This is a genomic window from Streptomyces lucensis JCM 4490, assembly GCF_014650035.1.
GTDB classification, from domain to species: Bacteria; Actinomycetota; Actinomycetes; order Streptomycetales; family Streptomycetaceae; genus Streptomyces; species Streptomyces lucensis.
In genome coordinates this window covers 153376-180058 of record NZ_BMUE01000003.1, presented here as the reverse complement: position 1 = coordinate 180058, position 26683 = coordinate 153376, and the positions used below count along the sequence as shown (strand labels likewise).

Annotated in this window: 28 protein-coding genes; 21 read left to right on the top strand and 7 right to left on the bottom strand. The window is 73.3% G+C overall.

Annotated features, from left to right (window positions below; genetic code table 11):
- Positions 1-55 precede the first annotated feature (55 nt).
- From IE177_RS08795 to IE177_RS08765, 7 genes are all read left to right on the top strand, one after another.
- Positions 56-1273: a 3-deoxy-7-phosphoheptulonate synthase gene (locus tag IE177_RS08795; protein ID WP_229815998.1), complete on the top strand. Its 1218-nt coding sequence runs from the start codon at positions 56-58 to the stop codon at positions 1271-1273.
- Positions 1270-2040 carry a 2,3-dihydro-2,3-dihydroxybenzoate dehydrogenase gene (locus tag IE177_RS08790; protein WP_190014462.1) on the top strand — a complete coding sequence of 257 codons (771 nt, stop codon included), beginning with the start codon at positions 1270-1272 and terminating at the stop codon, positions 2038-2040. The genes IE177_RS08795 and IE177_RS08790 overlap by 4 nt, the downstream gene beginning before the upstream one ends.
- 25 nt (positions 2041-2065) lie before the next feature.
- Positions 2066-2716, top strand: a complete 651-nt coding sequence (locus tag IE177_RS08785; protein WP_308431544.1) for an isochorismatase family protein — start codon at positions 2066-2068, stop codon at positions 2714-2716.
- Positions 2713-4677 (top strand): anthranilate synthase family protein, encoded by a 1965-nt coding sequence (locus tag IE177_RS08780; protein ID WP_190014460.1) that lies wholly within the window; start codon positions 2713-2715, stop codon positions 4675-4677. The genes IE177_RS08785 and IE177_RS08780 overlap by 4 nt, the downstream gene beginning before the upstream one ends.
- 296 nt (positions 4678-4973) lie before the next feature.
- Complete coding sequence (locus tag IE177_RS08775) at positions 4974-6200, top strand: thiolase family protein (RefSeq protein ID WP_190014458.1); 1227 nt, start codon at positions 4974-4976, stop codon at positions 6198-6200.
- Positions 6200-7756, top strand: a complete 1557-nt coding sequence (locus IE177_RS08770) for an AMP-binding protein (RefSeq protein WP_190014456.1) — start codon at positions 6200-6202, stop codon at positions 7754-7756. The genes IE177_RS08775 and IE177_RS08770 overlap by 1 nt, the downstream gene beginning before the upstream one ends.
- A gap of 146 nt (positions 7757-7902) precedes the next feature.
- Complete coding sequence (locus IE177_RS08765) at positions 7903-8517, top strand: chloramphenicol phosphotransferase CPT family protein (protein ID WP_190015083.1); 615 nt, start codon at positions 7903-7905, stop codon at positions 8515-8517.
- 66 nt (positions 8518-8583) lie between these two features.
- On the opposite strand, the gene IE177_RS08760 is transcribed toward IE177_RS08765, so the two are convergent.
- The 3 genes from IE177_RS08760 to IE177_RS08750 all read right to left on the bottom strand — a co-directional run bounded on the left by IE177_RS08760 (position 8584) and on the right by IE177_RS08750 (position 11215).
- Positions 8584-9669 carry an NAD(+)/NADH kinase gene (locus IE177_RS08760; RefSeq protein ID WP_190014454.1) on the bottom strand — a complete coding sequence of 362 codons (1086 nt, stop codon included), beginning with the start codon at positions 9667-9669 and terminating at the stop codon, positions 8584-8586.
- Between the two features lie 94 nt (positions 9670-9763).
- The gene (locus IE177_RS08755; RefSeq protein ID WP_190014452.1) at positions 9764-10588 is read right to left on the bottom strand and encodes a CAP domain-containing protein; all 825 of its coding nucleotides are present in this window, start codon (positions 10586-10588) and stop codon (positions 9764-9766) included.
- 432 nt (positions 10589-11020) lie between these two features.
- Positions 11021-11215 (bottom strand): DUF2795 domain-containing protein, encoded by a 195-nt coding sequence (locus IE177_RS08750; RefSeq protein WP_190014450.1) that lies wholly within the window; start codon positions 11213-11215, stop codon positions 11021-11023.
- A gap of 189 nt (positions 11216-11404) precedes the next feature.
- Between IE177_RS08750 and IE177_RS34745 the strand changes: the two genes are divergently transcribed.
- From IE177_RS34745 to pqqB, 3 genes are all read left to right on the top strand, one after another.
- Positions 11405-11716 carry a hypothetical protein gene (locus IE177_RS34745; RefSeq protein WP_229815951.1) on the top strand — a complete coding sequence of 104 codons (312 nt, stop codon included), beginning with the start codon at positions 11405-11407 and terminating at the stop codon, positions 11714-11716.
- A 126-nt stretch (positions 11717-11842) separates the two neighbouring features.
- Positions 11843-12241, top strand: coding sequence for an SseB family protein (locus tag IE177_RS08740; protein WP_190014448.1), 399 nt, complete (start codon positions 11843-11845; stop codon positions 12239-12241).
- Between the two features lie 201 nt (positions 12242-12442).
- Positions 12443-13333: a pyrroloquinoline quinone biosynthesis protein PqqB gene (pqqB, locus tag IE177_RS08735; RefSeq protein WP_190014446.1), complete on the top strand. Its 891-nt coding sequence runs from the start codon at positions 12443-12445 to the stop codon at positions 13331-13333.
- 70 nt (positions 13334-13403) lie between these two features.
- Here pqqB and IE177_RS08730 read toward each other — a convergent pair whose 3' ends face one another.
- Positions 13404-13802, bottom strand: a complete 399-nt coding sequence (locus tag IE177_RS08730; protein ID WP_190014444.1) for a MarR family winged helix-turn-helix transcriptional regulator — start codon at positions 13800-13802, stop codon at positions 13404-13406.
- A gap of 75 nt (positions 13803-13877) precedes the next feature.
- Positions 13878-14228, bottom strand: coding sequence for a VOC family protein (locus tag IE177_RS08725; RefSeq protein WP_190014442.1), 351 nt, complete (start codon positions 14226-14228; stop codon positions 13878-13880).
- A 300-nt stretch (positions 14229-14528) separates the two neighbouring features.
- On the opposite strand from IE177_RS08725, the gene IE177_RS08720 reads away from it, so the two are divergent.
- The 10 genes from IE177_RS08720 to IE177_RS08675 all read left to right on the top strand — a co-directional run bounded on the left by IE177_RS08720 (position 14529) and on the right by IE177_RS08675 (position 22329).
- Complete coding sequence (locus IE177_RS08720) at positions 14529-14816, top strand: helix-turn-helix domain-containing protein (protein WP_190014441.1); 288 nt, start codon at positions 14529-14531, stop codon at positions 14814-14816.
- 81 nt (positions 14817-14897) lie between these two features.
- The gene (locus IE177_RS08715; protein ID WP_190014439.1) at positions 14898-15857 is read left to right on the top strand and encodes an SMP-30/gluconolactonase/LRE family protein; all 960 of its coding nucleotides are present in this window, start codon (positions 14898-14900) and stop codon (positions 15855-15857) included.
- Positions 15858-15935: 78 nt separating this feature from the next.
- On the top strand, positions 15936-16397 hold the full coding sequence (crcB, locus tag IE177_RS08710) for a fluoride efflux transporter CrcB (RefSeq protein ID WP_190014437.1): 462 nt from the start codon (positions 15936-15938) through the stop codon (positions 16395-16397).
- A complete protein-coding gene (locus IE177_RS08705; protein ID WP_190014435.1) occupies positions 16394-16774 on the top strand; it encodes a DUF190 domain-containing protein in 381 nt (126 codons plus the stop codon). Before crcB (IE177_RS08710) ends, IE177_RS08705 begins: the two co-directional genes overlap by 4 nt.
- Positions 16771-17145: a fluoride efflux transporter CrcB gene (crcB, locus tag IE177_RS08700; RefSeq protein ID WP_190014433.1), complete on the top strand. Its 375-nt coding sequence runs from the start codon at positions 16771-16773 to the stop codon at positions 17143-17145. The genes IE177_RS08705 and crcB (IE177_RS08700) overlap by 4 nt, the downstream gene beginning before the upstream one ends.
- Before the next feature lie 79 nt (positions 17146-17224).
- A complete protein-coding gene (locus tag IE177_RS08695; RefSeq protein WP_190014431.1) occupies positions 17225-18061 on the top strand; it encodes an undecaprenyl-diphosphate phosphatase in 837 nt (278 codons plus the stop codon).
- A gap of 115 nt (positions 18062-18176) precedes the next feature.
- Positions 18177-18914: a FadR/GntR family transcriptional regulator gene (locus IE177_RS08690; RefSeq protein ID WP_190014429.1), complete on the top strand. Its 738-nt coding sequence runs from the start codon at positions 18177-18179 to the stop codon at positions 18912-18914.
- 41 nt (positions 18915-18955) lie between these two features.
- A complete protein-coding gene (locus IE177_RS08685) occupies positions 18956-19972 on the top strand; it encodes an asparaginase (RefSeq protein ID WP_190014427.1) in 1017 nt (338 codons plus the stop codon).
- Between the two features lie 310 nt (positions 19973-20282).
- Positions 20283-21008: a dienelactone hydrolase family protein gene (locus IE177_RS08680; RefSeq protein WP_190014425.1), complete on the top strand. Its 726-nt coding sequence runs from the start codon at positions 20283-20285 to the stop codon at positions 21006-21008.
- Positions 21009-21390: 382 nt separating this feature from the next.
- Positions 21391-22329 (top strand): glutaminase, encoded by a 939-nt coding sequence (locus tag IE177_RS08675; RefSeq protein ID WP_190014423.1) that lies wholly within the window; start codon positions 21391-21393, stop codon positions 22327-22329.
- 146 nt (positions 22330-22475) lie between these two features.
- Here IE177_RS08675 and IE177_RS08670 read toward each other — a convergent pair whose 3' ends face one another.
- Positions 22476-23648, bottom strand: a complete 1173-nt coding sequence (locus tag IE177_RS08670) for a D-alanyl-D-alanine carboxypeptidase family protein (RefSeq protein WP_190014421.1) — start codon at positions 23646-23648, stop codon at positions 22476-22478.
- Positions 23649-23767: 119 nt separating this feature from the next.
- Positions 23768-24922 carry a transcription termination factor Rho gene (gene rho / locus IE177_RS08665; protein ID WP_190014419.1) on the bottom strand — a complete coding sequence of 385 codons (1155 nt, stop codon included), beginning with the start codon at positions 24920-24922 and terminating at the stop codon, positions 23768-23770.
- Between the two features lie 376 nt (positions 24923-25298).
- On the opposite strand from rho, the gene IE177_RS08660 reads away from it, so the two are divergent.
- Positions 25299-26546, top strand: a complete 1248-nt coding sequence (locus IE177_RS08660) for a cytochrome P450 family protein (protein ID WP_190014417.1) — start codon at positions 25299-25301, stop codon at positions 26544-26546.
- Positions 26547-26683: the final 137 nt, after the last annotated feature.

Below are 26683 nucleotides of genomic sequence, written 5' to 3'. Positions count from 1 at the left end.
CAACACCGCTCTGCTGCTCGCCGAGGACGAGGGCGCCGCTCTCTCCTCCGACGAGATGCGCCGATGGCGGGCGCTTCCCGCCCGGCAGCAGCCCGACTGGCTCGACGACCCGCAACTCGAATCCGTACGTGAACATCTCAGCACCCGGCCCGCCCTGGTCACCCGGGACGAGGTCGCGACACTGCGAGCCCTGCTCGCCGAGGTCGCCCAGGGCCGGTTCCAGGTGCTGCAGGCCGGCGACTGCGCGGAGGATCCGGCGGAGTGCGCGGCCGGCCCCGTCTCCCGCAAGGCGGACCTGCTCGACGAACTCGCCGAGGTGATGCGCTCCCGTTCCGGCAGGCCCGTCCTGCGCGTCGGCCGCATCGCCGGCCAGTTCGCCAAACCCCGCTCCCGGCCCGTGGAACTGGTCGGCGGACGCGAACTCCCCGTCTACCGCGGGCACATGGTCAACCGCCCCGAGCCCGACGACCGGGCCCGGCGCCCGGTGCCCTCGTGGATGGCGGCCTGCTACGACGCCGCGGCCGTGGCCGTGGACGCGCTGCGCCTGCGCGGCACCGGCGAGGCGATGGGGCCGTACGCCCATGTGTGGACCAGTCACGAGGCCCTCGTACTCGACTACGAACTGCCCCTGCTGCGCCGCGACCGCGACGGCCGGCTGCTGCTGACCTCCACGCACTGGCCGTGGATCGGCGAGCGCACCCGGCAGGCCGACGGGGCCCACGTGCGCCTGCTCGCGTCCGTGGACAACCCCGTCGCCTGCAAGGTCGGACCGTCCGCCGACACCGACGACCTGGTGCGCCTGTGCTCACTGCTCGACCCCGACCGGACCCCCGGCAGGCTCACCCTGATCGCCCGGATGGGCGCCGACGCCGTCACCGAGCGGCTGCCCGCGCTGGTGGCCGCCGTGCGGGCCGCGGGACATCCCGTCAGCTGGCTGTCCGACCCGATGCACGGCAACACCGTGAACGCTCCCGGCGGCATGAAGACACGGCACGTCGACTCCATCGTGCGCGAGGTCGTCGGCTTCCAGGACGCCGTCGCGGCCGCGGGCGGAGTCGCGGGCGGCCTGCACCTGGAGGCGACGCCGTACGACGTCACCGAGTGCGTGGCGGACGCCTCCCGGGCGGACGGGCTGGACGGCGCGTACACCACGCTGTGCGACCCGCGCCTCAATCCCTGGCAGGCGCTCGAAGTGGTCTCCGCGTGGCACGACCGGGACCGGCGACGCACGACGACGGCACACATGACAAGGGGAGAGGAGTTCCGCCGATGAAGGACACGATCGCGGTGGTGACCGGCGCGGCAGGCGGCATCGGCGGCGCGGTCGCCGGGACGCTCGCCGCGCGCGGCGCCTCGGTCGCGCTGCTGGACCGGGACGCCGGCCGGCTGGAGGTGGTGGCCAAGGAACTGAGGGAGGCCGGGTACCGGGCGACGGCCTTCCCGGTCGACGTCACCTCGAGCGCCCAGGTCGACGCGGTGATCGAGGCCGTGGAGGAGCGGCTCGGCCCGGTCGACCGGCTCGTCAACGCCGCCGGGGTGCTGCGCACCGGGCGGGTCGGCGACCTCACCGACGAGGACTGGCAGGCGACCTTCGCCGTGAACACGACCGGCGTGTTCCACGTGTCGCGCGCCGTCGTGCGCCGGATGATGCCGCGGCGGCGCGGCGCCCTGGTCACGATCGCCTCCAACGCCGCGGGTACCGCGCGGATGGAGATGGGCGCCTACGCGGCGTCCAAGGCCGCGGCGTCCATGTTCACCAAGTGCCTCGGCCTGGAGAGCGCCGCGTACGGCATCCGCTGCAACGTGGTCGCCCCCGGCTCGACCGACACCCCCATGCTGACCTCGCTGTGGGACGACGAGTCCGCGGCGCGCGCCTCGATCGAGGGTGTTCCGGAGGCCTTCCGCGTCGGCATCCCGCTGGCGAAGGTGGCCCGCCCCCAGGACGTCGCCGACGCCGTCCTGTTCCTGCTGTCCGACGAGGCGGCGCACATCACCATGCACCACCTCACCGTCGACGGCGGGGCCGCGCTCGGCGCGTGATCCCCGCCACGGAAAGGAGTCGGCTGTGGCCATCCCCGCGATCGAGCCCTACCCGATGCCCACACAGGGTGACCTGCCGGCCAACACGGCCTCGTGGTCCCTGAGTCCGTCACGTGCCGTGCTGCTCGTGCACGACATGCAGTACTACTTCCTGCGGCCGTTCCCCGCCGGCCGGTCGCCCGTGGACGCGCTGGTGAGCAACGCGACCCGGCTCAAGCAGGCCTGCGACCGGCTCGGCGTGCCCGTCGCCTACACCGCCCAGCCGGGCGACATGACCGAGGAGCAGCGCGGGCTGCTGAAGGACTTCTGGGGCCCGGGCATGACCGCCGGGCCGCGGGACCGCGCCGTCGTCGACGAACTGGCGCCGGGCGGGACGGACACGGTGCTCACCAAGTGGCGGCCGAGTGCCTTCTTCAACACGAGTCTGCTCGACCTGATGCGCTCCACGGGACGCGACCAGCTGATCGTGTGCGGCGTCTACGCCCACGTCGGCATCCTCATGACGACGGGGGAGGCGTACGCGCACGACATCCAGACGTTCGTCGTGGCCGACGCCGTCGCCGACTTCACCCTGGCCGACCACCGCATGACGCTCCAGTACGTCGCGACGCGGTGCGGCATGGCACTGCCCACCGACACCGTGCTGCGGCAGCTGGAGGAGGCGAACCCGTCATGAGACCGGGTGCCCACGACACGGCCCCCGGCGGACCGCACGCGCTGCTGCGGCGGATCCTCGACGGCGAGCCACCGCCCTTCGCCCTGCTGCACCGGCCGCAGACCACCGGAGCGGACCGGCTGGAGCTGATGACCGGAACGGTCTCCCGGCCCGCCTCGCTCGCCGAACTCCCCCTGCCCGAGGCCCCGGGCGCGAACCGGCACGACGTCCTCGCCGTACTGCCCTACCGGCAGCTGGCCGAGCGCGGCTACACCTGCCCGGACGACGGCACCCCCCTGATCGCGCTGACGGTCGGGGAACAGTGCGGCCTGTCCCGGCAGGAGTTCCTGCGGCACGTCCCGGACCTGCCCCTCAGGATGGACGAGCACGGCTTCGACATCGACGACGACACCTACGCCGACACCGTCCGCCGCATCATCGAGGACGAGATCGGCCGGGGAACCGGCGCCAACTTCGTGTTCCGGCGCACCTACCGGGCCCGGCTGGACGGGTGGGGCGCCGCCACCGCCCTGGCCTTCTTCCGCCGGCTCCTGCAGCGCGAACCGGGCGCCTACTGGACGTTCCTGATCCACACCGGTGACCGTTACCTCGTCGGAGCCACGCCGGAGCAGCACGTGAGTCTGGCCGGCGGGGCCGTGACCATGAACCCGATCAGCGGCACCTACCGCTATCCCGAGGGCGGACCCGATCCCGCCGGCGTGATGGGCTTCCTGCGGGACACCAAGGAGTCGGACGAACTCTTCATGGTCCTCGACGAGGAACTGAAGATGATGGGCCGGGTCTGTGACCGGGGAGGCCGGGTCCGCGGCCCGTACCTGAAGGAGATGGAACGCCTCGCCCACACCGAGTACCTCATCGAGGGCACCAGCAGCCGCGGCGTGCGCGACATCCTCCGCGAGACCCTGTTCGCGCCGACGGTCACCGGAAGCCCGCTGGAGAGCGCCTGCCGCGTCATCACCAAGTACGAACCGCACGGCCGGGGTTACTACAGCGGTGTGGCCGCACTCATCGGCCGCGACGGCGACGGCGAGGCGGTCCTGGACTCGTCGATCCTCATCCGCACGGCGGACGTCGACCGCACCGGCGGCCTGTCCATCGGCGTCGGCGCCACCCTGGTCCGGCACTCCTCCCCGTGGGCCGAGGTGGCCGAGACCCGTGCGAAGGCCGCCGGGCTGCTGTCCGCCCTGCGCAGCGACCCCGACACCCCGGGCACCGCAGGCCCGGCACGGCGGGACACCGCGGCGCCGCACCGGGCGCCTGGCCTGCGGACGCACCCGGACGTGACGGCCGCCCTCGCGACCCGGAACGCGACGCTGGCCGGCTACTGGCTGGCGGACCCCGACGACCGGGACCGGCCCGTCGGCCGGCTGGCCGGGCGGCGGCTCCTCGTCGTCGACGCCGAGGACACCTTCACCTCCATGGCCCGGCACTGCCTCGGCTCACTGGGCCTGGACGTCACGGTGCGCCGTTTCGACGAGCCGTACACACTCGACGGCCAGGACTTAGTGATCGTGGGACCCGGCCCCGGAGACCCGGGCCGGCACTCGGACGCCAAGATCGCCCACCTCCGGGACCTCACCCGGGGCCTGCTGCGGTCCCGGATCCCGTTCCTCTCCGTGTGCCTCGGCCACCAGGTGCTCAGTTCCCTCCTGGGCCTCGACATCGTGCGCAAACCGGAGCCGAACCAGGGTTCCCAGCAGAAGATCGACTTCTTCGGCCGGCCCGAACTCGTCGGGTTCTACAACACATTCGCCGCACGCTCGGCCGCGCCCGTCCTTTCCTGCCCCTTCCGCCGCGGCGAGATCCGGGTCTGCCATGATCCGGGCAGTGGTGAGGTGCACGCACTGCGCGGCCCCGGGTACGGCTCCGTCCAGTTCCACCCCGCCTCCGTACTGACCCGCAACGGAACCGCCATCCTGCGCGACCTGCTCGTCGGCGTGCTCGAGGACGGCATTCCGTAGGCCGGGGGGAACATGGACCGGCCGTGAGGAACACGCCCGTGACCGTGCGGTTCTCATATTGCGGCGCGTTGATCGACGCCGGTACCGTGGCCGGGAATTCAGGTGAAAAGCCACCCGGGAATTGAGCGCCGGAAAGTCCGAGCGCTCGGCGACATCCCATTGTCCACCGGATATCGATGATTTCGGCGACGACGCCGGGCACGCCGAGAACTTGAGACGTCTTTTCCCCACCTGTTCATGTCAGCGCCGTCGCCCCGGTACGGCGGACACCATCGCACCAGCCGAAGGAGCAGCTCGTGGCGGAGCCGGTATGGATCGTCGGGGTGGGGATGACGCGCTTCGGCCGTCACACCGATCGCGGCGTGCCGGATCTGACGGCCGAGGCGGTCCGGGAGGCCCTGGCCGACGCGGGGCTGGAGCAACGCCACGTCCAGGCGGCCTTCTTCGGGAACACGACCCAGGGCGCGCTCGAGGGGCAGCTCATGGTCGGCGGCCAGATCGCCCTGCGCGCGATGGGGTTCGAGCGCATTCCCGTCTTCAACGTCGAGAACGCCTGCGCCACCGGCGCCACCGCCCTGCACCTGGCGGTCGCCCAGATCCGTTCCGGCGCGGCCGACATCGCGCTCGCCGTCGGTGTGGAGAAGATGAACGTGGCCGACCGGGGCCGGGCGATGGCGGTCTTCGAGGGCGCCTACGACGTGTCGGATCCGGCCGGCCTGTCCGCGACGCTGACCGCGCTGGGCGGCGAGGTCGACAACTCCGGCGCCGGCAAGCGCAGCGTGTTCATGGACATCTACGCGGCCATGGCCCGGGCGCACATGAACAGGTTCGGCACCACCCAGCGGCAGATCGCGGCCGTCGCGGCGAAGAATCACCGGCACGCCGAGCACAACGACAGGGCGCACCACCGCACCCCGCTCACCGTCGAGGAGATCCTCGCGGCCCGGGCGCTGTCGTATCCGCTGACGGTGCCGATGTGCGCCCCGATCACCGACGGGGCGGCGGCCGCCGTGGTGTGCGGGGAGCGCGGGCTGCGGCGGCTGAGCGGCACCGGCCGGAGCGTGCGCGTCCTGGCCTGTGTGATCGGCACCGGTGTGGAGCGGCCGCTGGACGCCCTGGACCGGCACGTCGTCCGGCTGCTGGCCGAGCGGGCGTACGAGGAGGCCGGTGCCGGGCCGCGGGACGTCGACGTGGCCGAGGTGCACGACGCGACGGCCTTCGCCGAGATCCAGCTGACCGAGCTGCTCGGGCTGTGCGATCCCGGCACCGGTGGCGAGGCCGCCGAGAAGGGCGACACCACGCTGGGCGGGCGCCTGCCGGTCAATCCGTCCGGCGGCCTGGAGTCGAAGGGGCATCCGCTGGGCGCGACGGGACTGGGCCAGGTCTACGAGCTGGTCCGGCAGTTGCGGGGCGACGCGGGCGCCCGGCAGGTGCCCGGGGCGCGGACGGCGCTCGCGGAGAACTGCGGCGGGTTCCACGGCGGCGAGGAAGCAGTCGCCGCCATCACGATATTGGGGGTCTGATGGCGATCATCGATTTCTTCGACCGGGGCTGGCGCAACCACCCGGACGCCACCGCGTACGTCGGCGGCGGCCGGAGCTGGACGTTCACCGAGGCCGGAAAGCTGTCCTGCCGGGTGTCCCACGCGCTCCTGCGGTCCGGGCTCGCGCGCGAGTCCAAGGCCGGCGTGCTGTCGCCGAACGACCCGGTCGCCTGGATCTGCGTGCTCGGCATCTGGCGCGCAGGCCTGGCCTGGGTGCCGCTCAACCCCGGCGTTCCCGCCTCCGACCTGCAGGGCGTGATCGACGGCTTCGACTGCGAGGTGCTGTTCTACCACCCGTCGATGGCCGGCAAGGTGGCCGAGCTGGCGCCGCGGCTGCCCAAGGTCAAGCACTACGTGTGCCTGGAGGACGACGCCTCGGAAGCCCCGTCGCTGGCGGACTGGACGGCCGGTCTGCCCGACACGCCGCCCGACGTGCACTACGACATGGACGACGTGGTGGCCATCGCGTCCACCGGAGGCACGACCGGCCTGCCCAAGGGCGTGATGAACACCCACCGTTCCTTCTCGGTGTACCTCGCCCACCAGATGATCGCCCTGCAGTACCGCGCCGACGAGCACATCGTCGACCTGGCCGCGCTGCCGATGACCCACGCCTCCGGGATCTTCTCCCTGACCACCACGGCGCGCGGCGGCACGGTGGTGGTCCTGCCCAAGGGCGAACCGAACGCCGTCCTCGACGCGATCGAACGGCACCGCGTGACCGAGCTGTTCCTCGCGCCCACCGTCATCTACCGGCTGATGGAGACACCGGGGATCGAGCGGCGCGACCTGTCCTCCCTGCGCTACCTGGTCTACGGCGCGGCGCCCATGTCGACCGGGAAGCTGCGCCGTGCCATCGAGCTGTTCGGCCCCGTGCTGACGGAGGGGTACGGCCAGGTGGAGGCCTTCGCCGGCATCTCCTTCATGAGGCCCGAGGAGCACTTCGCCGACGGACAGGTGGCCCCCGACTCGCGGCTGGCGTCGTGCGGCCGGCCCAATCCCCTGATCACCGTCGAGATCCGCGACGCCGACGACCGGCCGGCCCCCGCCGGGCAGTCAGGCGAAATCTGCGTGCGCGGCGACCTCGTGATGAAGGGCTACTACAAGGCGCCCGAGAAGACGGCCGAGACGGTCGTCGACGGATGGCTGCACACGGGGGACATCGGCCATCTCGACCGGGACGGCTACCTGTTCATCACCGACCGCAAGAAGGACATGATCATCTCCGGTGGGCTGAACGTCTACCCGAGCGAGATCGAGCAGGTCATCTGGAGCCACCCGGCCGTGCAGGACTGCGCCGTGATCGGCGTACCGCACGAGGACTGGGGCGAGGCGGTCACCGCGGTCGTCGAACTCAACCCCGGCTCACAGGTGGGCGGTGACGAGCTGATCGCGCTGTGCAAGGAGCGGCTGGGCAGTGTCCGGTCCCCCAAGCGGGTGGAGTTCGTCGACACCCTGCCCCGCAGCGCCAACGGCAAGGTGCTGAAGCGGACCATCCGCGAGCGGTACTGGGCCGACCGGGCCCGGCAGATCTGACCGGTCCCGCCGACGCAGGTGGCGTGCACGGGAGTTGCGGCACGCCACCCGCCGGACCGCCGTGCGGGCCGCCCCGTAGACTCGGCCGCGTGAGAGATCGGCCTGCAGCAGACGGGGACGGCGTCGCGCGGCGGTCGCCGGCGGCCGTGGCCGCGGGCGCCCCGGACCACGCACGCATCCCCGGGACCCCCGCGACGGGCACGGTCGTCCTGCTCAACGGCACCTCCAGCTCAGGCAAGTCCAGCATCGCCCGGGCCCTGCTCGACGTGCTCGGCGGGATCTGGTTCCACATGCCGGTCGACGCCTTCCACGCCATGCGCTGCCGTCGGCCCATCGCCGACGAGAACCTGCGGGACGAGATCGACCGCACGGTCAAGGGCTTCCACCGCGCCGTCGCCGGAATGGCCGCCGCGGGCAACAACGTCGTGGTGGACCATCCGCTCAGCCGCCCCTGGCGACTGCTGGACCTCCTCGATCTGCTCGCCCCCGAGGACACGGTCCTGGTCGGCGTCCGCTGCCCGCTGCCGGAGCTGGAGCGGCGCGAACGCGAGCGCGGGGACCGACCGCCGGGGCTGGCCGCCCTGCAGTACGAGCGGGTCCACGCGCACGGAGCACACGACCTGGACGTCGACACCGGCGTGCTGTCACCGCGGGAGTGCGCCCTGCGCATCCGCGACTTCCTGTCGCGGCGGCTGCGCCCCACCGCCTTCGAGGAGCTCCGGCGGACCCTCGCGGCCCCGGACGTCCCCGCCCGGCCCTGAACCGGCGTCGGCGGCCGTGCCGCTCGGCGGCGCGCCGGCCCTGGCGGCGCACCGGTCCCGGCGCCGTCACCCGGGGCGGCCCGGAGGCCGTGACCCCGCCTGCGGCGCCGACGGCAGCGCGAGGTGGGCGAGGTCGCCGGGCGGGGGAGTGGTCACCGGCCACAGCGGAGCGGCGCTCCCGTCGGCGAGGGCGGCCGGGGCGTCGGTGAGGTTCATGCGCTCGCGCAGCCGGCCGTAGAAGTCCATCGGGCCCAGCCGGACCGCCCTGAGCCGGCGGGGGGCGGCGTACACACCGATCCAGTCCCCGGGTCCGAGCACCCCGCGCAGCTGGCCGTCGATGCTGACGGCCGCCTGACCCGACCGTTCCAGCACCCGGAGCGCGACGGGCTCGTCGGGAGCGGCGACCACCGATCGGTCGAACACCATGTGCGGGGCGACCGGTGTGAACACCAGGCCCTCCGCGCGGGGCGAGACGACCGGGCCGCCGGCGGCGAAGCTGTACGCCGTGGAGCCGGTCGGTGTCGCCACCAGCAGCGCGTCGGCGGAGTAGCAGGCGAGGAGGCGGCCGGCCAGGTAGACCGCGACCGACACCTGCCGGTCGCGGGCCAGCTTCTCCAGGACGACGTCGTTCAGGGCGGTGACGTCGAGGGCCACGCCCCAGTCGCCGCCCGCCTCGCACTCCATGCGCACCGGGGGCGGAGGCAGCCGCGGACCGCGGCCGTAGCGCAGCAGCGCCTCCATGTGCGCGGGGACCTCCAGCCGGCACGACGCCCGCAGCGTCAGCAGCATCCGGTGCTCGACGCTGATCCGTTCCTCCCGGACCGCGTCCAGTGCCGCGCGCACCGCCGGTGCGGGGACCTCCGTCAGGAAGCCGACCCGGCCGAGGTCGACACCGAGCACCAGGGCGTCGTTGCCGGCCGCCAGCCGGGCGCCGCGCAGGAAGGTGCCGTCGCCGCCGAGCGTGACGATGAGGTCGGGGTCGCCCGCGGCGTCGACCTCCTCCCGGGCGCTGTGCCGGGCGCCCTCCCGCCACACGTCGATGTCCACGCACCCCACGGAACGCTCGGCGCACCACTCGCGCACGGCCCGCGCGGCGGTCACGGCCTCGGCGCGCCCGCCGTGCACGACCAGGCCGACCCGGTTCACCGTCATGGCAGCCTCCCAGCCGACTGTCGTCACCGGGCGACATCTTCGCCGCGGACCGGGCCGGTCCGGCGCGCGCCACGCCGTCGGCTGCCGCGACCGCCTACCGGGCCGTGCCGAAGTCCTGGGTCCAGTAGCTGTTGGGCTGCGCGAGACCGACGCCGATCTCCTTGAACGCGCAGTTGAGGATGTTCTCCCGGTGCCCGGGGCTGGCCATCCAGCCCGCCATGACCTGGTCCGCCGTGGCATAGCCGTAGGCGACGTTCTCCCCGTAACTGCTCCAGACATAGCCGGCGCGCGTGATGCGGTCGCCCGGCATCGACCCGTCGGACCCGGTGTGCGACATGTTCTGGTGGGCCGCCATGTCCGCGCTGTGGGCCTGCGCGGCCTTGGTCAGCGCCGAGTTCAGGGTCAGCGCCTGGCAACCGACTTTGGCGCGCTCGGCGTTGACGAGTTCCAGGATGCGGGCGGTGACCCCGGAAGCCGTGGCGGTGGCCTTCGGCGCGCTCGGCGCGGCAGCGGGCGCTGAGGGTGTGGCGCCGGCCGTGGAGGCGGAGGGGGTGGGGGCCGGGGCCGTCCGGGGCGTGCCGGCGGCGGCACTCGTCGGCCGGTGGACCCTGACCTTCTTCTTGTGGACCTTCTTGTGGACGCCGGCCTTGTGCTCCGCACCCGCGTCAGCGGTGGCCCGGGGCGCGGGCGGCGTGGTGGTCCGCGGTGCGCCGGTCTCCACGATGTTGCGGTGGTGATGCCTCTGGACGTGCTGCCACTGCGTGACGGGCGTGCTCGTCGGGGCGGCGTACGACGCGTCCTGCGTGCCGTCCGGCCAGTCGGTGCACGCGAGGGCGGCTGATGGCACACCCACGGCGCCGATGGCGACGGCAGTGACGACTATCCGCCGGTACTTCTGTGTCCTGCGATGCTGGCCCATACGTCAACCTCACTCGTTGATCGCCGAGCGCTCATTCTCAGGACGGCTTCACATCGAACGCAAAGACCCCTTCCTACGACCTCGCCTAGTAGGTCTGGAGGGGCCTTGTCAGGGCGGCCGAGAGGTGCCGACTTTGCTGTCGCGATCTTTGCTGCCGGCTGAGGTGCCGTCAGGGGCGCGCCGGTGTCGGCGAATGCGGGGAGCCGTCGACCGGGTGGTGCGTCATCCTCGCGCCCGTCGAACGCCGCCATGGCAAGTCGGACAAGTCCCCTTTATCGCCGGAGGCCTGTCTACTATCCGGGGCGCTTAGTCGCGGCCGGGCGCGTGACGGATGTCACCTCCGGTCAGGGCAACCGGAACGGCCGGGCGCCGCGGAACCAGGAGCGCACCCGGGCCGGGGGCCCGGGTGCGCGCGATCGGGTTCCCTCCGGGTCACTCGTTGCGGAAGACTTCCTTGCTCACCTCGGCCGGGTTCTGGAACTCCTTCTTCCCGAGGTGGGAGATCCGCTCGGTGATCTCCTTCGGCGCGTGGTTGTCCTCGGCTACCTTGCGGAGCTGTTCCGAGTCGGCCGGGTACTCCGCGCCGGACAGGGCTTTCTGCAGATCGGTTGGGCTGACACCCGCCATGGCTCCTCCAGGCGGTGAGATGGTCCGCGGTCCTTGCGCCGGCGCCGCATGCTGCGCCGGACCGGTCAGGTACCCCGCCGCGGACGGCGGATTCACGGATCGGGGCGCTGATCCGCGACGGGTGATGGGACGCCGTACGGGCGGGTACCCGGGACCTTCGTACGGGCACGGACGTGACGGGAGGCCCTGATGAGCGAGTACACCCCCTCCCAGGCGGAGGGCGAATCCGATGCGGACGCCGCTGCGGCCGAGCAGCCGCCGCGCACCACTCCGTCCCAGGCGGAGGGCGAGGACACCAGCGACGGGGACACCGGTGACGAGGACGCCGACGACGAGGACGCCGGCCGTCAGGAGATGACCGGACCGGTTGCGGAGGACCCGGACCCCGGCCGCGACGCCCCGCAGCGCGCGGAGCAGGCACGCCGCGGTGGCCGGCCCGGGATCTCCCAGCACTTCAGGGAGGAGCCGAGGACGCCGATCCAGGAGGAGTTCGACCGCTGAAGCCTGCCGGGACCTCTCCCGCCCCGAGCGCATGCCCCCGACCCCACTGGGTACGCGAGGCGGAGCATGCCCGGGCGCGAACCCGTCCGGGAGGCCCGCACGACCGCCGCTACCAGGGGATCTACCATGGAGACACCCGCACACGACGACCTGCCCACGCCCGCCCAGCGGGCGCTGGACGCGCTGACCGTGAACGCAGAGGACCAGGTCGCCCTGGACACCCTCGCCCGCACCGACGTGCTCGTCCCGGTGCCGGACGACGCGGTGGACGGAGAGGGCGCCGACGCCACGACCGTGTCCCTGCCCGTCCTCGAACAGCCCGGCGGCGATCCGGTCGTCCCGGTGTTCACCTCCGAGGGCGAGATGACCGACCTGCTGCCGTTCGTCTCGCGCTACCGCCTGATACCGCTCGGCGCGCTCGCCTCGCAGTGGCCCGAGGACGACCTCTCCCTCGCCATCGACGGCAGTTCCACCCATGCGCTGACCCTCACCTCACAGGGGGTACGCACCTTGCTGGCCCGCTGATGGCCACAGGGGGTGAGCGGTGACCGACGGCCTCCCGCTCACCCCCTGTCCTGTCGGATCATCGGATGATCGCGGCGCGGAAGACGCCGCGCACCGCTCACAGGACGGCCGGAACTGCTCCCCGCCACCGGTGGTCACCGGGCCTTCGGGAGGGAAGATCCCAGTCGGGTCAGGTCCCGAGAGCGCGAAGGAGCCGATGTCGTGAGGGTCGTCCTGCTGGGCACCGCCGCCGGGGGCGGCTTCCCGCAGTGGAACTGCGCCTGCGGGCTGTGCAAGTCCGCCCGGGAGGGCCGGCTGCCGTCCCGCACCCAGGAGTGCGCCGCGGTCACGGGCAACGGCCGTGACTGGTGGCTGCTGAACGCCTCGCCCGACCTGCGCACCCAGCTCCTGGCCACGCCCGCCCTGTGGCCGGGGCCGGGTCCGCGGGACACGCCACTGCGCGGGGTGCTGCTCACCGACGCCGAGGCGGACCACGTCACCGGCCTGTCCGAACTGCGCGGGGCGCCGGGCCTCCAGGTCTACGCGGCCCCACCGGTGCGCGCCGCCCTCGCCGGAGCGCGGACGGCGCTGGAGCGGTACGCGGCCTGGGAGTGGGCGGACAGCCTGGCCGACGGCGGATTCGTCCTGGCGGGCGGGCTGGTCGTGACGGCCCACCCGGTGGGCGTGAAAGTCCCCAAGTACGTGCCCGCGCCGCAGCCGAACGCCGGTGGTCCGTGGGTGACGGCGTACCGAATCGAGGACCTGGCCAGCGGGGGAGTGCTGCTCTACGCCCCCTGCGTCGGCGCCTGGAGCCCCGCGCTGGACGGGCTGTGCGGCGAGGCCGACTGCGTGCTGCTGGACGGCACCTTCCACGCGGCCGACGAGATGGGCACGGCGGTCCGGGCCGGCGGGGGGCAGGCGGCCATGGGCCACCTGCCCGTCACGGGCCCGGACGGCACCCTCACCGCACTGGCCCGGCATGCCGGCGCACGCCGGATCTACACCCACCTCAACAACACCAACCCGCTCCTCGACCCTTCCTCGCCGGCGCGCGCGCGTGCCGCCGCGGAAGGCGTCGAGGTACTCACGGACGGGGCCGAGTTGGTGCTCTAGGGGGTGTCAGCGAAGCCGCGTCACGGGCCTGACCTCGCGAAGACGGCCCGGCGGGCATGCCGGACGCCCCTCAGCGCTCCTGTCCGGCCAGCATGCGCTGGAGCACCGCCCGCTGCAGGGGCAGCACCTCGGCGTGCAGGTCGCGGCCCTTGCGGGTGAGCGCGACCCAGACCCCGCGCCGGTCCTCCGCGCACACCGAGCGCTGTACCAGACCGTCCTTCTCCAGCCGGCCGATCAGCCGGGACAGCGCGCTCTGGCTGAGGTGGACCCGGCCGACGAGGTTCTGCACCCGGCACTGGTCCCCCTCCGCGGGCGACTCGGACGCCAGGATGTCCAGCACCTCGAAGTCGCTGGCGCCCAGCCCGTGCGGGTGCAGGGCGCGGTCGATCTCGCACATGGTGCGCGCGTGGACCGAGAGGATGTCCCGCCAGCGTTCCTCGAGCCGGGCGTCGGCCGTCCTGACTGTCATACCCGCACCGTAGCACCGATCCGGCCAGTCGTTGAGTGTGCAACTAATGTGGGCCGCGGGAAAGCCGGTCGTGGCTCAGGCCGCCGGGTCCTGGAGCAGGCCCACCAGGTTGCCGTCCGGGTCCTTGACGGAGGCCACGAGCCTGCCGTTGCCCACGTCCCGCACGTCCTGGACGATCTCGGCGCCCGCCGCGAGCAGAGCGGCGAGCCGCTCGCGCAGATCGGTGACGTGCCAGAACGGCACCGGACCGGTCAGGCCCTGGGCATGCCCGTTCGGGTCCAGCCCGACGTCCTGGCCGGCGGCCCTGAAACCGATGTAGTACGGCTCGTCGACGAACGGCTCGGCACCCAGCAGGGCGGTGAAGAGGGCCTTGGCCCGCTCCGCGTCCTTGACCGGGTAGATGATCGTCTGCAGGCCGGCGGTCATGGCACTCACTCCTTCGTGACGCGTGATCCGACGCGTTGTTCCGTCGGTGCTCCCACGCTAGGGCGGGGGAGCCCGTCACGGCTTCTCCGATCCTGACCGGTCGCCGGCTCCCCCGGCGGTCCGCCCACACTCGCCGTGGCGGCCGGGCGCCTCCCCGTGACCCCGGGGCCGCGGACCGGCGGCCCGGTCGCGCGGACGTTCGATACCGGACAACGGCCGCCGAGTCCCCTGCGCGACGGCATCGCCGGCGTCACAGTGGGGAGAATGCGTACGAGGAGGCCGGGGACGGAAGGCGGACGGATGACGGGTACTCCCTCGGGCCGCGTTCGGCAGACCATCCTGGAACTGCTCAAGGACCCATCGGCCCACTTCCCGGCCCCGTACCGCCGCGACCTCGCCGAGACCGGCGTCACGGCACGGGCTCTCGCCGCCAGGCTCGGCGTGCCCCGCCGGACCGCGCTCGCCCACCTGGACTTCCTCACCCGCCTCGGCCTGCTGCGCACCCGGCGGACCTGCTGGCGCACCCGCTACCGGCGCGACGAGATCCGCATCGCAGAGGTGGCCCGGGTGTTCGAGAAGGGCTGGTGACGGCACAGGCACCGGCCCGCGTCGACGCACCCGGCGGCCGGGCTGCCAGGATGGGCCGATCCGACGGCGAAGGGCACGCACATGCACCCACCCACGGCACTCGTTCCGCTGCACTACGTCTCGCTGGGCGCCCGCGGTCCCGAGGACGTGGTGGCCGACGCGCACGGGCGCGTCCTGACCGGAGTGGAGGACGGGCGCATCCTGCGTCTGCACGATCCCGGCGATCCGCGCACCGCCCGGGTCGAGGTGCTGGCCGAGACCGGCGGCCGTCCCCTCGGCCTCGAACTCCACCCGGACGGTGCCCTCCTCGTGTGCGACGCGGAACGCGGCCTGCTGCGCGTCGACCCGGCGACCGGCACCGTCCGCGTCCTCGCCGACACCGTGGCGGGGGAGCGGATCCGCTTCTGCAGCAACGCCGTCGCCCTGCCCGACGGCAGCGTGTACTTCACCGTCTCCAGCCGCCGTCACCCCCTCGACCGGTGGATCGGCGACATCGTCGAACACACCGGCACCGGACGGCTGCTCCGCCTCGCCCCCGGGGCCCGTGAAGCCGAAGTCCTGCTGGAGGGACTGCAGTTCGCCAACGGGCTCGCCGCGAGTGCCGACGGCTCCTTCCTGGTGCTCGCCGAGACCGGCGCCCGCCGTCTGACCCGCTACCACCTCACCGGCCCGCGCGCCGGGCACGCCGGCCCCTTCGCCGCTCTCCCCGGCATGCCGGACAACCTCTGGCGGGAGGGCCCCGACGGCCCGATCTGGGTCGCTCTCGCCGGTCCGCGCGTACCGCCGCTGGACCTCCTGCACCGGACCGGGCCCGCCGTCCGCGCCGCCGCCGCACGGATCGCCGTCCACGTGCCGTTCCGCCCGGGTGGAACCGTCGGCGTGCTGGCCCTGGACGACCACGGCCGCACCGTCCACCACCTCACCCGCCGCCGCTCCGGCTACCGTATGGTCACCAGTGTCTGCTCGACCGGCGAGCACCTGGTCCTCGGCAGCCTCCGGGAACCCGGCGTCGCCGTCTGCGCACGGCCCGCCGCCGGGTGAGCCGGCGCGGTACCGGCGGTACCCTGGTGCCCGGCGTGATCACCCGACGGGGCAGGGCCGAACAGGAGACGCACGGACATGACAGCCCCGGGCACCGAGAGCATCAGCGTCCGCCCCGCAGCGCGGCGACGGTCCGAGTGGCGCACCCAGGCCCCGGTCGTCGCGGTGGTGGCGCTCGGCGGCGCCCTCGGCGCGTCGGGCCGCTACGCCCTGACCCTGGCGTGGCCCACACCCACGGGGGGCTTCCCCTGGGCGACCTTCTGGACCAACGTCAGCGGCTGCGCGGTGATCGGCGTCTTCATGGTGCTCATCACCGACGTGTGGGCCGCCCACCGGCTCGTCCGCCCCTTCTTCGGCACCGGCGTCCTCGGCGGCTTCACCACCTTCTCCACGTGGGCCGTGGACATCCGCAGGCTGACCGACGCGGGCCGCCCCGCTGCGGGACTCGCCTACCTCGCCGCGACGCTGCTCGGGGCCCTCGCGGCGGTGTGGCTCGCCTCGGCCGCCGCCCGCCGGGTGCTGACCGGGAGGCGGCGATGACGTCACCGACCGGCCGTGCCCTGCGGCTGACCGTCTACATCGGCGAGGACGACACCTGGCACCACAGGCCCCTCTACTCCGAGATCGTGCACCGCGCGCACGCGGCCGGCCTCGCCGGGGCCAGCGTCTTCCGGGGCGTCGAGGGCTTCGGCGCGTCCTCGCGCATCCACACCTCGCGGCTGCTGTCCCTGAGCGAGGACCTGCCGGTCGCGGTGGTCGTCGTGGACACCGAGGAGCGGGTCCGCGCGTTCCTGCCCCGGATCGACGAACTGGTCTCGGAGGGCCTCGTGACCCTGGAGGAGTGCGAGGTCGTCAAGTACACCGGTCGCGGGGAGCGCCCCGACGCGGCGGACCCGGAGGGTAAGAGGTCGTTGTGAACTGGCTGCTGGTCGTCGCGGGGGCCGTGGTCGGCGCTCCGCTGCGCTACCTCACCGACCGCGCGGTGCAGGCCCGCCACGACTCGCTCTTCCCCTGGGGTACCTTCGTGGTCAATGTCGCCGGCTCGCTGGTCCTGGGGCTGCTCACGGGCGCCGCCTCCGCTGGGGTCGCGGGGCCCCACCTCCAGCTCCTGCTCGGCACCGGGCTGTGCGGGGCGCTGACGACGTACTCGACCTTCTCCTACGAGACCCTGCGGCTGACCGAGGCCGGCTCCGGCCTCTACGCTGCCGTGAACGTGGTCGCGAGTGTGGTGGCGGGACTCGCGGCGGCCTTCGCCGGCGTCTCGCTCGCCGGCGCCCTCTGGGCCTAGGCACCTGCCGTGCGACCGGGCATGGTAAGTACTGTCTACAGCACTGTCGACCAACTGTCCCTCCTCAGAACTGGATCCCATGAGCGCCATCTCCGTCGGTCAGGCCGTCGTCCTCGGGGTAGTCGAGGGGGTGACCGAGTTCCTCCCGGTGTCCTCCACCGGTCACCTGAAGATCACCGAGGGGCTCATGGACATCCCCGTCGACGACAAGTCCGTCGTCGGGTTCTCCGCCGTCATCCAGGTCGGCGCCATCGCCGCCGTGCTCGTGTACTTCTTCAAGGACATCAAGCGGATCGTTTCCGCCTGGTTCCGCGGCCTGGGCAACCGTGAGGAGCGCTACCACCACGACTACAAGTTCGCCTGGTGGGTGATCGCCGCCACCGTCCCGATCGTCGCGGTGGGCCTGGCGGCCAAGCCGCTCATCGACGGCCCGCTGGCCTCGCTCTGGGTGGTCGCCGGTTCGCTGATCGTCGGCTCGGGCGTGATGTGGGCCGCCGACCAGATGGGCCGCCACAAGCGAGGCGAGGACGACACGTCCTTCAAGGACGCGATGTGGGTCGGCTGCTCCCAGATCCTCGCCCTGCTCTTCCCCGGCTTCTCCCGCTCCGGCGCGACCATGTCCACGGCGCTCATCCTCGATCTGGACCGGGTCGCCGCCACCCGGCTGTCCTTCTTCCTCGGCATCCCGGCGCTCACCGGCGCGGGCCTGTACGAGCTGAAGGACGCCCTCGGCGCGGGCGTGGGCGCGGCCCCGCTGGCCGTCGGGACGATCGTGTCCTTCGTGGTCGCCTACGCCTCCATCGCCTGGCTGCTCAAGTTCGTCGCCAAGCACTCCTTCAACGCGTTCGTCATCTACCGGATCGTCGTCGGCGTGGCGCTCCTCGGCCTGCTGGGCACCGGCACGCTCAGCAGCTGAGCTGAACCGCTGATCACCCACGGGGTGCGGATGCCTGTGACAGGCGCCGCACCCCGTGTCCGTTCCCACCCCGACCGCCTTGACAGGGCCCGCCGGCAGGCCGCAGGATCGCTCCGTGAACCTGTCAGACAGCCAGACAGGTGGCGCGGCTCCCCGGCGTGTGAGCGCCATGGAAGCGGTCCTCGCCCACCTGCGCGGCGCCATCGAACGCGGGCAGTACGCCGTCGGCGACAAGCTCCCCTCCGAGGCCGAGCTGTGCCGCACCCTCGAGGTGTCCCGGCCCGTGCTGCGCGAGGCACTGCGGGCGCTGCAGACGATGGGCCTGACCGTCTCGCGGACCGGGAAGGGCACCTTCGTCGTCGCCGGCGCCGTCGAGGACCCCACGTTCGGCGACTACGCGGCCAGTGACCTGCTCGAGGTGCGCCGGCACATCGAGATCCCGGTCGCCGGGTACGCCGCCGTGCGCCGCACGCCGGACAACCTCGACCACCTGGCGCACCTGCTCGACCGCATGGAACGGGAGACGGACACCACCGCCTGGGTCGCGATGGACACCCTCTTCCACCTCGCCGTGGCCGAGGCCGCCCAGAACCCGGTCTTCCGCCGGGTCATCGAGGAGATCCGCGACGCACTGGCGCGTCAGTCGGCCTTCCTCGACCAGCTGGGCGGGCGCCGCGAGCAGTCCAACCGCGAGCACCGGGCGATCCTGGAGGCGCTGACCGACGGCTGTGAGCACGACGCCGTCGCGGCCATGAGCCACCACCTCGACCGCGTCGAGACGACCCTCACCGACATCATGCGCTCCAGGCCCGCGGAACCCGCGGAGCGCCCGTCCACCGGCGCCGGCGCGTGACCCGCGAACCGGCCCGCCCCGACTCACCGATGCAGGCAGTCATGCACCACACCTCTCCCGCGGACGCACCCGTCGTCCGGGAACCCCGTCACGAGCCCGTCGCCCACCTCATACGCGGCGGGGTCGTCGAGGGCGTCCACTACGGCTCCGTCGTCGTCCTCGACGCCGACGGGCAGGTCACGTTCCGACTCGGCGACACCGAGGCCGCCTTCCACCCCCGCTCGGCCGTCAAGCCCGTCCAGGCCGTGGCCATGCTGCGGGCCGGGCTGCCCCTGGAGGGCGAACTGCTGTCGCTGGCCGGCGCGAGCCACTCCGGCGAGGAGCGGCACATCGCCGGGACCCGGCGCATCCTCGCGCTCGCCGGACTCACCGAGGACGACCTGCGCAACGTCCCCGACATGCCGTTCGACCCGGTCGTGCGGGACGCCTGGGTCCGCGAGGGCCGCACGCCCTCCCGGCTCGCCCAGAACTGCTCGGGGAAGCACGCGGCCATGCTGTGGACCGCGAAGCTGAACGGCTGGTCCCTGGAGGACTACCTGGACCCCTCGCACCCGCTCCAGCGGGCGGTCAGGGACACGGTCGAGGACCTCACCGGCCGCCGCGTCGCCGGCGTCACCGTCGACGGCTGCGGCGCCCCGCTGTTCTCCATCTCCCTGCTCGGCCTCGCCCGCGCGCTGTCCCGGATCGCCTCGGCCGCGCCCGGCACGCCCGAGGACCGGGTCGCCGGCGCGATGCGGGAGCACGCCGAGATGGCCTCCGGCGCCGGCCGTGACGTCGCCGCGCTGATGCGGGCCGTTCCGGGCCTGATCGCCAAGGACGGGTTCGAGGGTGTCCAGGTGGCCGCGCTGCCCGACGGGCGCGCCATCGCCGTAAAGATCGCCGACGGGGCGAACCGGGCGCGGATCCCGGTCGCGGCCGCGGCCCTGGTCCGCGCGGGCGTCGACCCGGCCCTGCTCACGCAGTTCGCCGGGGAGCCGCTGCTGGGCGGCGGGGAGCCGGTGGGCCGGGTGCGCCCGGTGCGCGCGCTGGACCCGGCCGACCTCACCGCCTGCGCGTAGCACCCGCCGGGTGCCGTTCGTCCGGGAGACGCGGGCCGCCGCCGGTCCGCGGCCCGTTCCGGGACGGGCCGTGCCGGTGTGCCCCCGGGCGCGGTGCCGTCACCGGGCCACGTCGCCGGCCGGACGGGTCCGTGCGGCGCCGACGGCCCGGGGAGGACGGTGCGCCCGCCCTTCGGGCGGACGGCGGTTCGTTCACAGGCTCTGAGCTGAACCGCTGACGCGGTGGTTCCGGAATGCGCCGGAGACCTGTCTTCTGCCAGCGGCAGAACACCGGCCCGACCGGGCTCGACGATCACTACAGTCCAGGCTCATGACGACGGTCACCACGCGCACGGTCGAATACGCGGCCGACGGCCTGACGATGATCGGGTATCTCGCGCTCCCGGCCGGTGCCGGCCGCCGGCCCGCGGTCCTGGTCGGGCCCGAGGGGGTGGGGCTCAGCGACGTCGAGCGCCGGCGCGCCGATGTGCTCGCCGAGCTGGGATACGTGGCCCTGGCGTTCGACCTCCACGGCGGGCGCTACCTGGCCGACCCTGAGGAGATGCTGGCCCGTTGCATGCCCCTGCTCGCCGACCCCGACCGGATGCGAGGCATCGGCCACGCGGCGCTCGACGTGCTCCGCGCCGAGCCGCGGACCGACCCGGACCGGATCGCCGCCGTCGGCTACGGAACCGGGGGCGCCATCGCGCTGGAACTCGGGCGCGACGGCGTCGACCTGCGCGCGATCGCGACAGTCAACGCACTGACCACGGGCCGACCCGGCGAGACGGCGCGCATTCACTGCCCGGTGTGGGCCGGGGTCGGGTCGGAAGACCCGATCATGCCGACCGCGCAACGGGACGCATTCACCGCCGAGATGCAGGCTGCGGGCGTTGACTGGCGCCTCGTGGTCTACGGCGGCGCCTTGCACGCCTTCCATCACCCACCGGTCGACCACATCGTGCGTCCTGGGGTCGGTTTTCACCCTCAGCACGCGCAGCGAGCTTGGCGTGACGTCGTCGACCTGCTCGCCGAGTGCCTGCCCGTATCGGAGTGATCCGGCCGGCAACCACGATGTCGAAAATCACGGACGCCCCGTCCTCCAACTCCGGAAGGCGGGGGCGTCGTCGTACCTGGCTCACGTCTGGCACTGCTTCGTCACGGCTCCGCTCCAGTTGCTCCACGCCCCGCCGGCCGGCCGCAGACGCGGTCGGTGTTGCCGATCTCGTTCCGTACGGCTCCGGATCGTCAGCGGTGATCTCCCCCCGGACGCCGACGATGGCCGCCGTGCATGCGTCCAGGCCCTCCCTGTTCTCGGCGACAAGGAATCGTGGACGTCGTCGGGTCGTCGCGGGCGGCGGCGCACCGATCGCCTGACCTGCGACGAAGTCAGAAGCGAGCGGGGTGCGGCGGCGCGCCGGGACCGGCCGGAAGGCACAATGGCGCACATGACAGCGACGTCGTCCCACGCCTTCCTGCCGGTGCTGGAGCGCATAGCCGAGGAGATCGGCCGCACACCCGGACGCGGCCGTCCCGCCGACTACATCCCGGCCCTCGCGGCCCGCGATCCGCGCAGCTTCGGCATGGCCGTCGCCGAGCTGGACGGCACGGTGTACGGGGTGGGGGACTGGCGGCAGCCGTTCTCGGCGCAGTCCATCACCAAGGTTTTCACGCTCGCCCTGGACCTCGCCCGCGAGGGCGACGAGCTCTGGGAACACGTGGGCCGCGAGCCCTCCGGCAACCCGTTCAACTCCCTGGTGCAGCTGGAGTACGAGAACGGCATCCCGCGCAACCCCTTCATCAACGCGGGCGCGCTGGTCGTCACCGACCGCCTCCGGACCCGTACCGGGGACGCGGCCGGGGAACTGCTGACCTTCCTGCGCACCGAGAGCGGCAATCCCGCCCTGGACTTCGACAAGGAGGTCGCCGACTCCGAGACCCGGCACGGCGACCGCAACGCCGCGCTCGCCCACTTCATGGCGTCCTACGGCAACATCGACAACGACGTGCCGGTCCTGCTCGACGAGTACTTCCGGCAGTGCTCCGTCGCCGCCTCCTGCGCCGACCTGGCGCTCGCCGCGGGCTTCCTGGCCCGCCACGGGATCCGCGCCGACGGCTCCCGGCTGCTCACCCGCAGCCAGGCCAAACAGGTCAACGCGGTGATGCTGACCTGCGGCACCTACGACGCGGCCGGTGACTTCGCCTACCGGGTGGGCCTGCCCGGCAAGAGCGGGGTCGGGGGCGGGATCATCGCCGTCGTCCCGGGCCGGTGCACCCTGTGCGTGTGGAGCCCGGGCCTGGACGAGCGCGGCAACTCGGTGGCCGGCGTGGCCGCACTGGACCGGTTCACGACACTCACCGGCCTGTCCGTGTTCTGAGGATGCCGCCCACGCCCGCCGCCCGGTCCGCGGCCCATCCGGCCTTGCGCGGGCTCGCCGTCGGTGGGGTCCGGCCCGGCGCGCCGTCGGCGTGGTTTCCGGGCGGTCCGGTCGCGCGTCGGTGACGCCGCCGGTCCGGCGGCCGCTCAGCCCTGCCCGGTCCTGTGGTGTCTGGAGCGCAGCCGCAGCGCCACCGCCGCCGCGCCGATCCCGGACAGGCCCGCGACCACGGCGGTGCCGGTCCAGCCCGGATCGTCGTCCGGTGATCCCGACGTGGCCGCCGCCACCGGTACGGCCGCCGCCGGCCGGGACTTCACGCGCAGCCCGTCCAGCGAGCCGACCGGGTCCACCAGCCCCGCCGACGCGAAGCCCCAGTCGAGCAGCTGCCGGGCCTCCTCGTACACCTCGAGACCACCGCCCGCCTGCGGGTTCATCACGGTCACCACGAGGGTGCGCCCGCCCCGGTGGGCCGCGGCCACCAGGGTGTTGCCCGCGTTGCTGGTGTAGCCGTTCTTGATCCCGATCAGCCCCGGGTACGGCGCCACGCCGTCCTCCCCGGTCAGCAGCCGGTTGGTGTTCTCGATCGGGTACGGCGATCCGTCACCGGGGAAGCTGGCCGCGACGGTGCCGCAGTAGCGCGCGAAGTCGGGGTTGTGCAGCCCCGCCCGGCCGAAGACCGCCAGGTCGAAGGCGGAGGAGACCTGACCGGGGCTGTCGTAGCCGTCGGGGGAGACCACGTGGGTGTCGAGCGCGCCGAGCGCACGGGCCTTCTCCTGCATCCGCGCCGTCGTGGTCCGCCAGCCGCCGTTCAGCGCGGCGAGCACGTGCACGGCGTCGTTCCCGGAGCTGAGGAAGACCCCGTGCCACAGGTCGGACACCTGGTAGGTGTGCCCCTCCTCGACCCCGACCAGGCTGCTGCCCTCGCCGACGTCCGCCAGCTCCTCGTAGCGCACGGTGTGTTGCAGGCCACCGGGCAGCTCGGGCAGCACGGTCAGGGCGAACAGGGTCTTCAGGGTGCTCGCGGGCGGCAGCCTGCGGTGGGCGTCGCTCGCGGCCAGCACCTCCCCGCTGCCGGCGTCGGCGACCAGCCAGGACAGCGCCGAGACCTCCGGGACCTCGGGTGCTCCCCGGTGCGGCCGGACCTGCGTGCCGGAGCGGTAGAGCACGGACGGCCCCGGCATCACCGCCCGGGGCGGTGGTGGAGCGGGGTCCCCGGCCCGGGAGCCGGCGGCGGCGGTGGCCGGCGCCAGTGCCAGCAGGCCCGCCACGCACAGGGCACAGGTCGCCACGGTCGCCCGATGAGAAAGTCCGGTGATCATATGATTCAACCTACGAATGCGCGCTGCTTTCGCGCGCCGGCCGGGCCGTTCGGCCCATGGGGGCAACCCGGATGCCGCACCCGGCCGCGACGGGACCGGCGCCGGCCCGGGACCGGCCGTCAGCCGGCCGGCAGGGTGGGCCGGACCTCCCGGAGGAACGTGGCGTTGTCGGGGGTGGTCCGCAGCCGCTCCAGCAGGGCGCCCAGGCCGGCCGAGGCACCGGCGCCCTCGCGGGCGAGCAGGGCGCGGCGCAGTCCGCGTACGGCCGTCAACTCTCCCGGTGACAGGAGCAGTTCCTCGCGCCGGGTGCCGGTGCCCTCGATGTCCACGGCCGGGAAGACGCCGCGGCCGGCGATGTCCCGGTCCAGGCGCAGCTCCATGTTGCCCGTGCTCTTCAGCTCCTCGAAGAAGTAGCCGTCGGCACGCGAGCCGGTGTCCACGAGCGCGGTGGCGAGGATGGTGAGCGAGCCGCCCTCCTCCGCCTGGCGGGCGGCGCCGAAGAACCGCTTGGGGCCGAGCAGCGCGCCCGCGTCCACACCGCCGCTCAATGTGCGGCCGCCGGCGGCGGCGCCGTTGTTGTGCGCCCGGCACAGCCGGGTCAGCGAGTCCAGCAGGACGACGACGTCCTGACCGGCCTCCACCAGGCGCTTCGCCCGTTCGACGACGAGTTCGGCGAGGGCGGTGTGCTCCCGGGCCGGCCGGTCGAAGGTGGAGGCGTACACCTCGCCGCGGACCGAGCGGCGCATCTCGGTGACCTCCTCGGGGCGTTCGTCCAGCAGGAGGACCATCAGCCGGCACTCCGGGTGGTTGCCGGCCACGGCGGCGGCCAGCTGCTGGAGCAGCACGGTCTTGCCGCTCCTGGGCGGGGCCACGAGGAGGCCGCGCTGACCCTTGCCGACCGGCGCCAGGAGATCGGTGACGCGCCCGGCGAGTCCGGACGCGGGGTGCTCGAGGCGGAGGCGCCGGTGCGGGTGGAGGGGGGTGAGGTCGCGGAAGTGACGGCGCGACGGGAGGTCCGAGGGGGCGTGGCCTTCGACGCGCGCGATCCCGGCCAGGGCGTGCTGGGCGCCCCGCACGCCTTCGACCAGGTCACCCTTGCGCAGGCCGTACCGGCGGATCAACGCGGCGGGCACCTGCGGGTCGGCGGGAGTGGGCAGGAGGCTTGCGGCCCTGAGCCTGCCCTTCCCCTGCGCGTCGATGTCGAGCACGCCGGCGACGAGCCGGGCGGCCGGAGCCTGCTGGTCCACGGGAGGGTGTTCGAGTGCTGTGGTCATGGACGGGAGTCCTTCCAGGGACGGAGAGGGGGGAAGTGAAGAGGAGTAAGCCGCGGAGGCAGGCCTGCGTCATTGCCGCCGGGCGGCGCAACGGCACCTCGGGTACGGCACTGAAGGCCTGCTCACGAGGTGGTGCCGGGAAGCTGACGCGCTGGAGGACCGGACGTCCGGGAGACCGCGAGCGGATCAGCGGAAGAGGGGGAATCCGCACTGGCGCCTCTGGCGGGGCGTACAACAGTGCTCACGCAACGGTACCACTCGCCGGATCGCCGTGTCCGTGACGACGCCGGGAGGCCGCCGGATCGGGCTGTTCCCGGAGCCGGCCGGATGGGCCTACGATCGGGTCTCCTCGTCGGGAAAGCGTCAGGAGGGTGCCGTGGAGGCCTCGCCCGCCCGCAGACCACACCGTCTGGACCCCGCCGGCGGCTGCCCGCACGCCGTCAACGCCCGGCTGCTGGCCCGCGGTGCCGTGACCCCGGTCGAGCTGCCCGGCGGGATCGAGGGCATGGCCGTGCTCGGGCACGCGGCGCTGAAGGAGTTCCTTCAGCATCCCGAAGTCGCCAAGAACCAAAGGCACTTCACAGCCCTGCGGGAGGGGAGGATCGCCGCGGGATGGCCGCTGCTGACCTTCGCGACCGTCCAGGGCATGACGACCGCCGACGGCGACGACCACCGGCGGTTGCGGTCACTGGCAGGTCGCGCCTTCACGCCCCGCCGGGTAGAGGAACTGCGGCCTCGGATCGAGAGGTTGGTCGCCGAACTGCTCGACGGCCTGGAACGGGCCGCCGAGGCCGGGGGCGGAGTCGCCGATCTGCGCCGGCACCTCGCCCTCCCCCTGCCGATGAGCGTCATCAGCGAACTCCTGGGCGTGGACGTCGAGTTCCGCGACCGGCTGCATCACCTCAGCAGCGTGGTCGTGGCCACGGACACCGGACCCGCCGACGCCGTCGCCGCCAACCGTGAACTCGTCGCCGTCCTGGGCGAGATCGTCGCGGCGAAGGCCGCCCGCCCCGGCGGCGACCTCACCAGCGCACTCATCGCCGCCCGCGACGAGGGCGGCGACCGGCTCAGCCACCAGGAGCTGATCGGCACGCTCCTGCTGATGATCGTCGCCGGGCACGAGACCACCCTGAACCTGATCACCAACGCCGTCCGCGCCCTGTGCGCCCACCCCGGACAGCTGGACCTGGTCCGCGCGGGCCGGGCGAGCTGGGCCGATGTGGTGGAGGAGACACTGCGCTGGGACTCGCCGGTCAGCTACTTCCCGTTCCGCTACCCCGTGCGGGACATCACCGTCGACGGCACGCTCATCCCCGCGGGCACACCCGTGCTGGCCGGCTACTCCGCCGCCGGCCGCGACCCGGCCGCGCACGGCGCCGACGCCGGCCGCTTCGACGTCACCCGCCCCGCCCGGCCCGGCTCCGTACGCCATCTCTCCCTCGGGCACGGCACCCACTACTGCCTGGGCGCACCGCTGGCCCGCCTGGAGGCCACGGTCGCGCTGGAGCGGCTGTTCACCCGTTTCCCCGGACTCGGACTCGGCGTACCGGAGGCCGGCCTGACGCCGCACGCCGGCTTCGTCGGCAACAGCGTGCACGCCCTGCCGGTGCTGCTCCGCCGCTGAGCCCACGGGACCCCAGGGCGGGGGCCGGGCGGCATGACCAGGCCCTGTCGCGAGGTCAAGGCCCTGTCGTGACCGCTGTGTCACAGAACCGCAGCAGATGTCCCCGGCGCATAACGATCGCTTTCCTCAGGGGACTT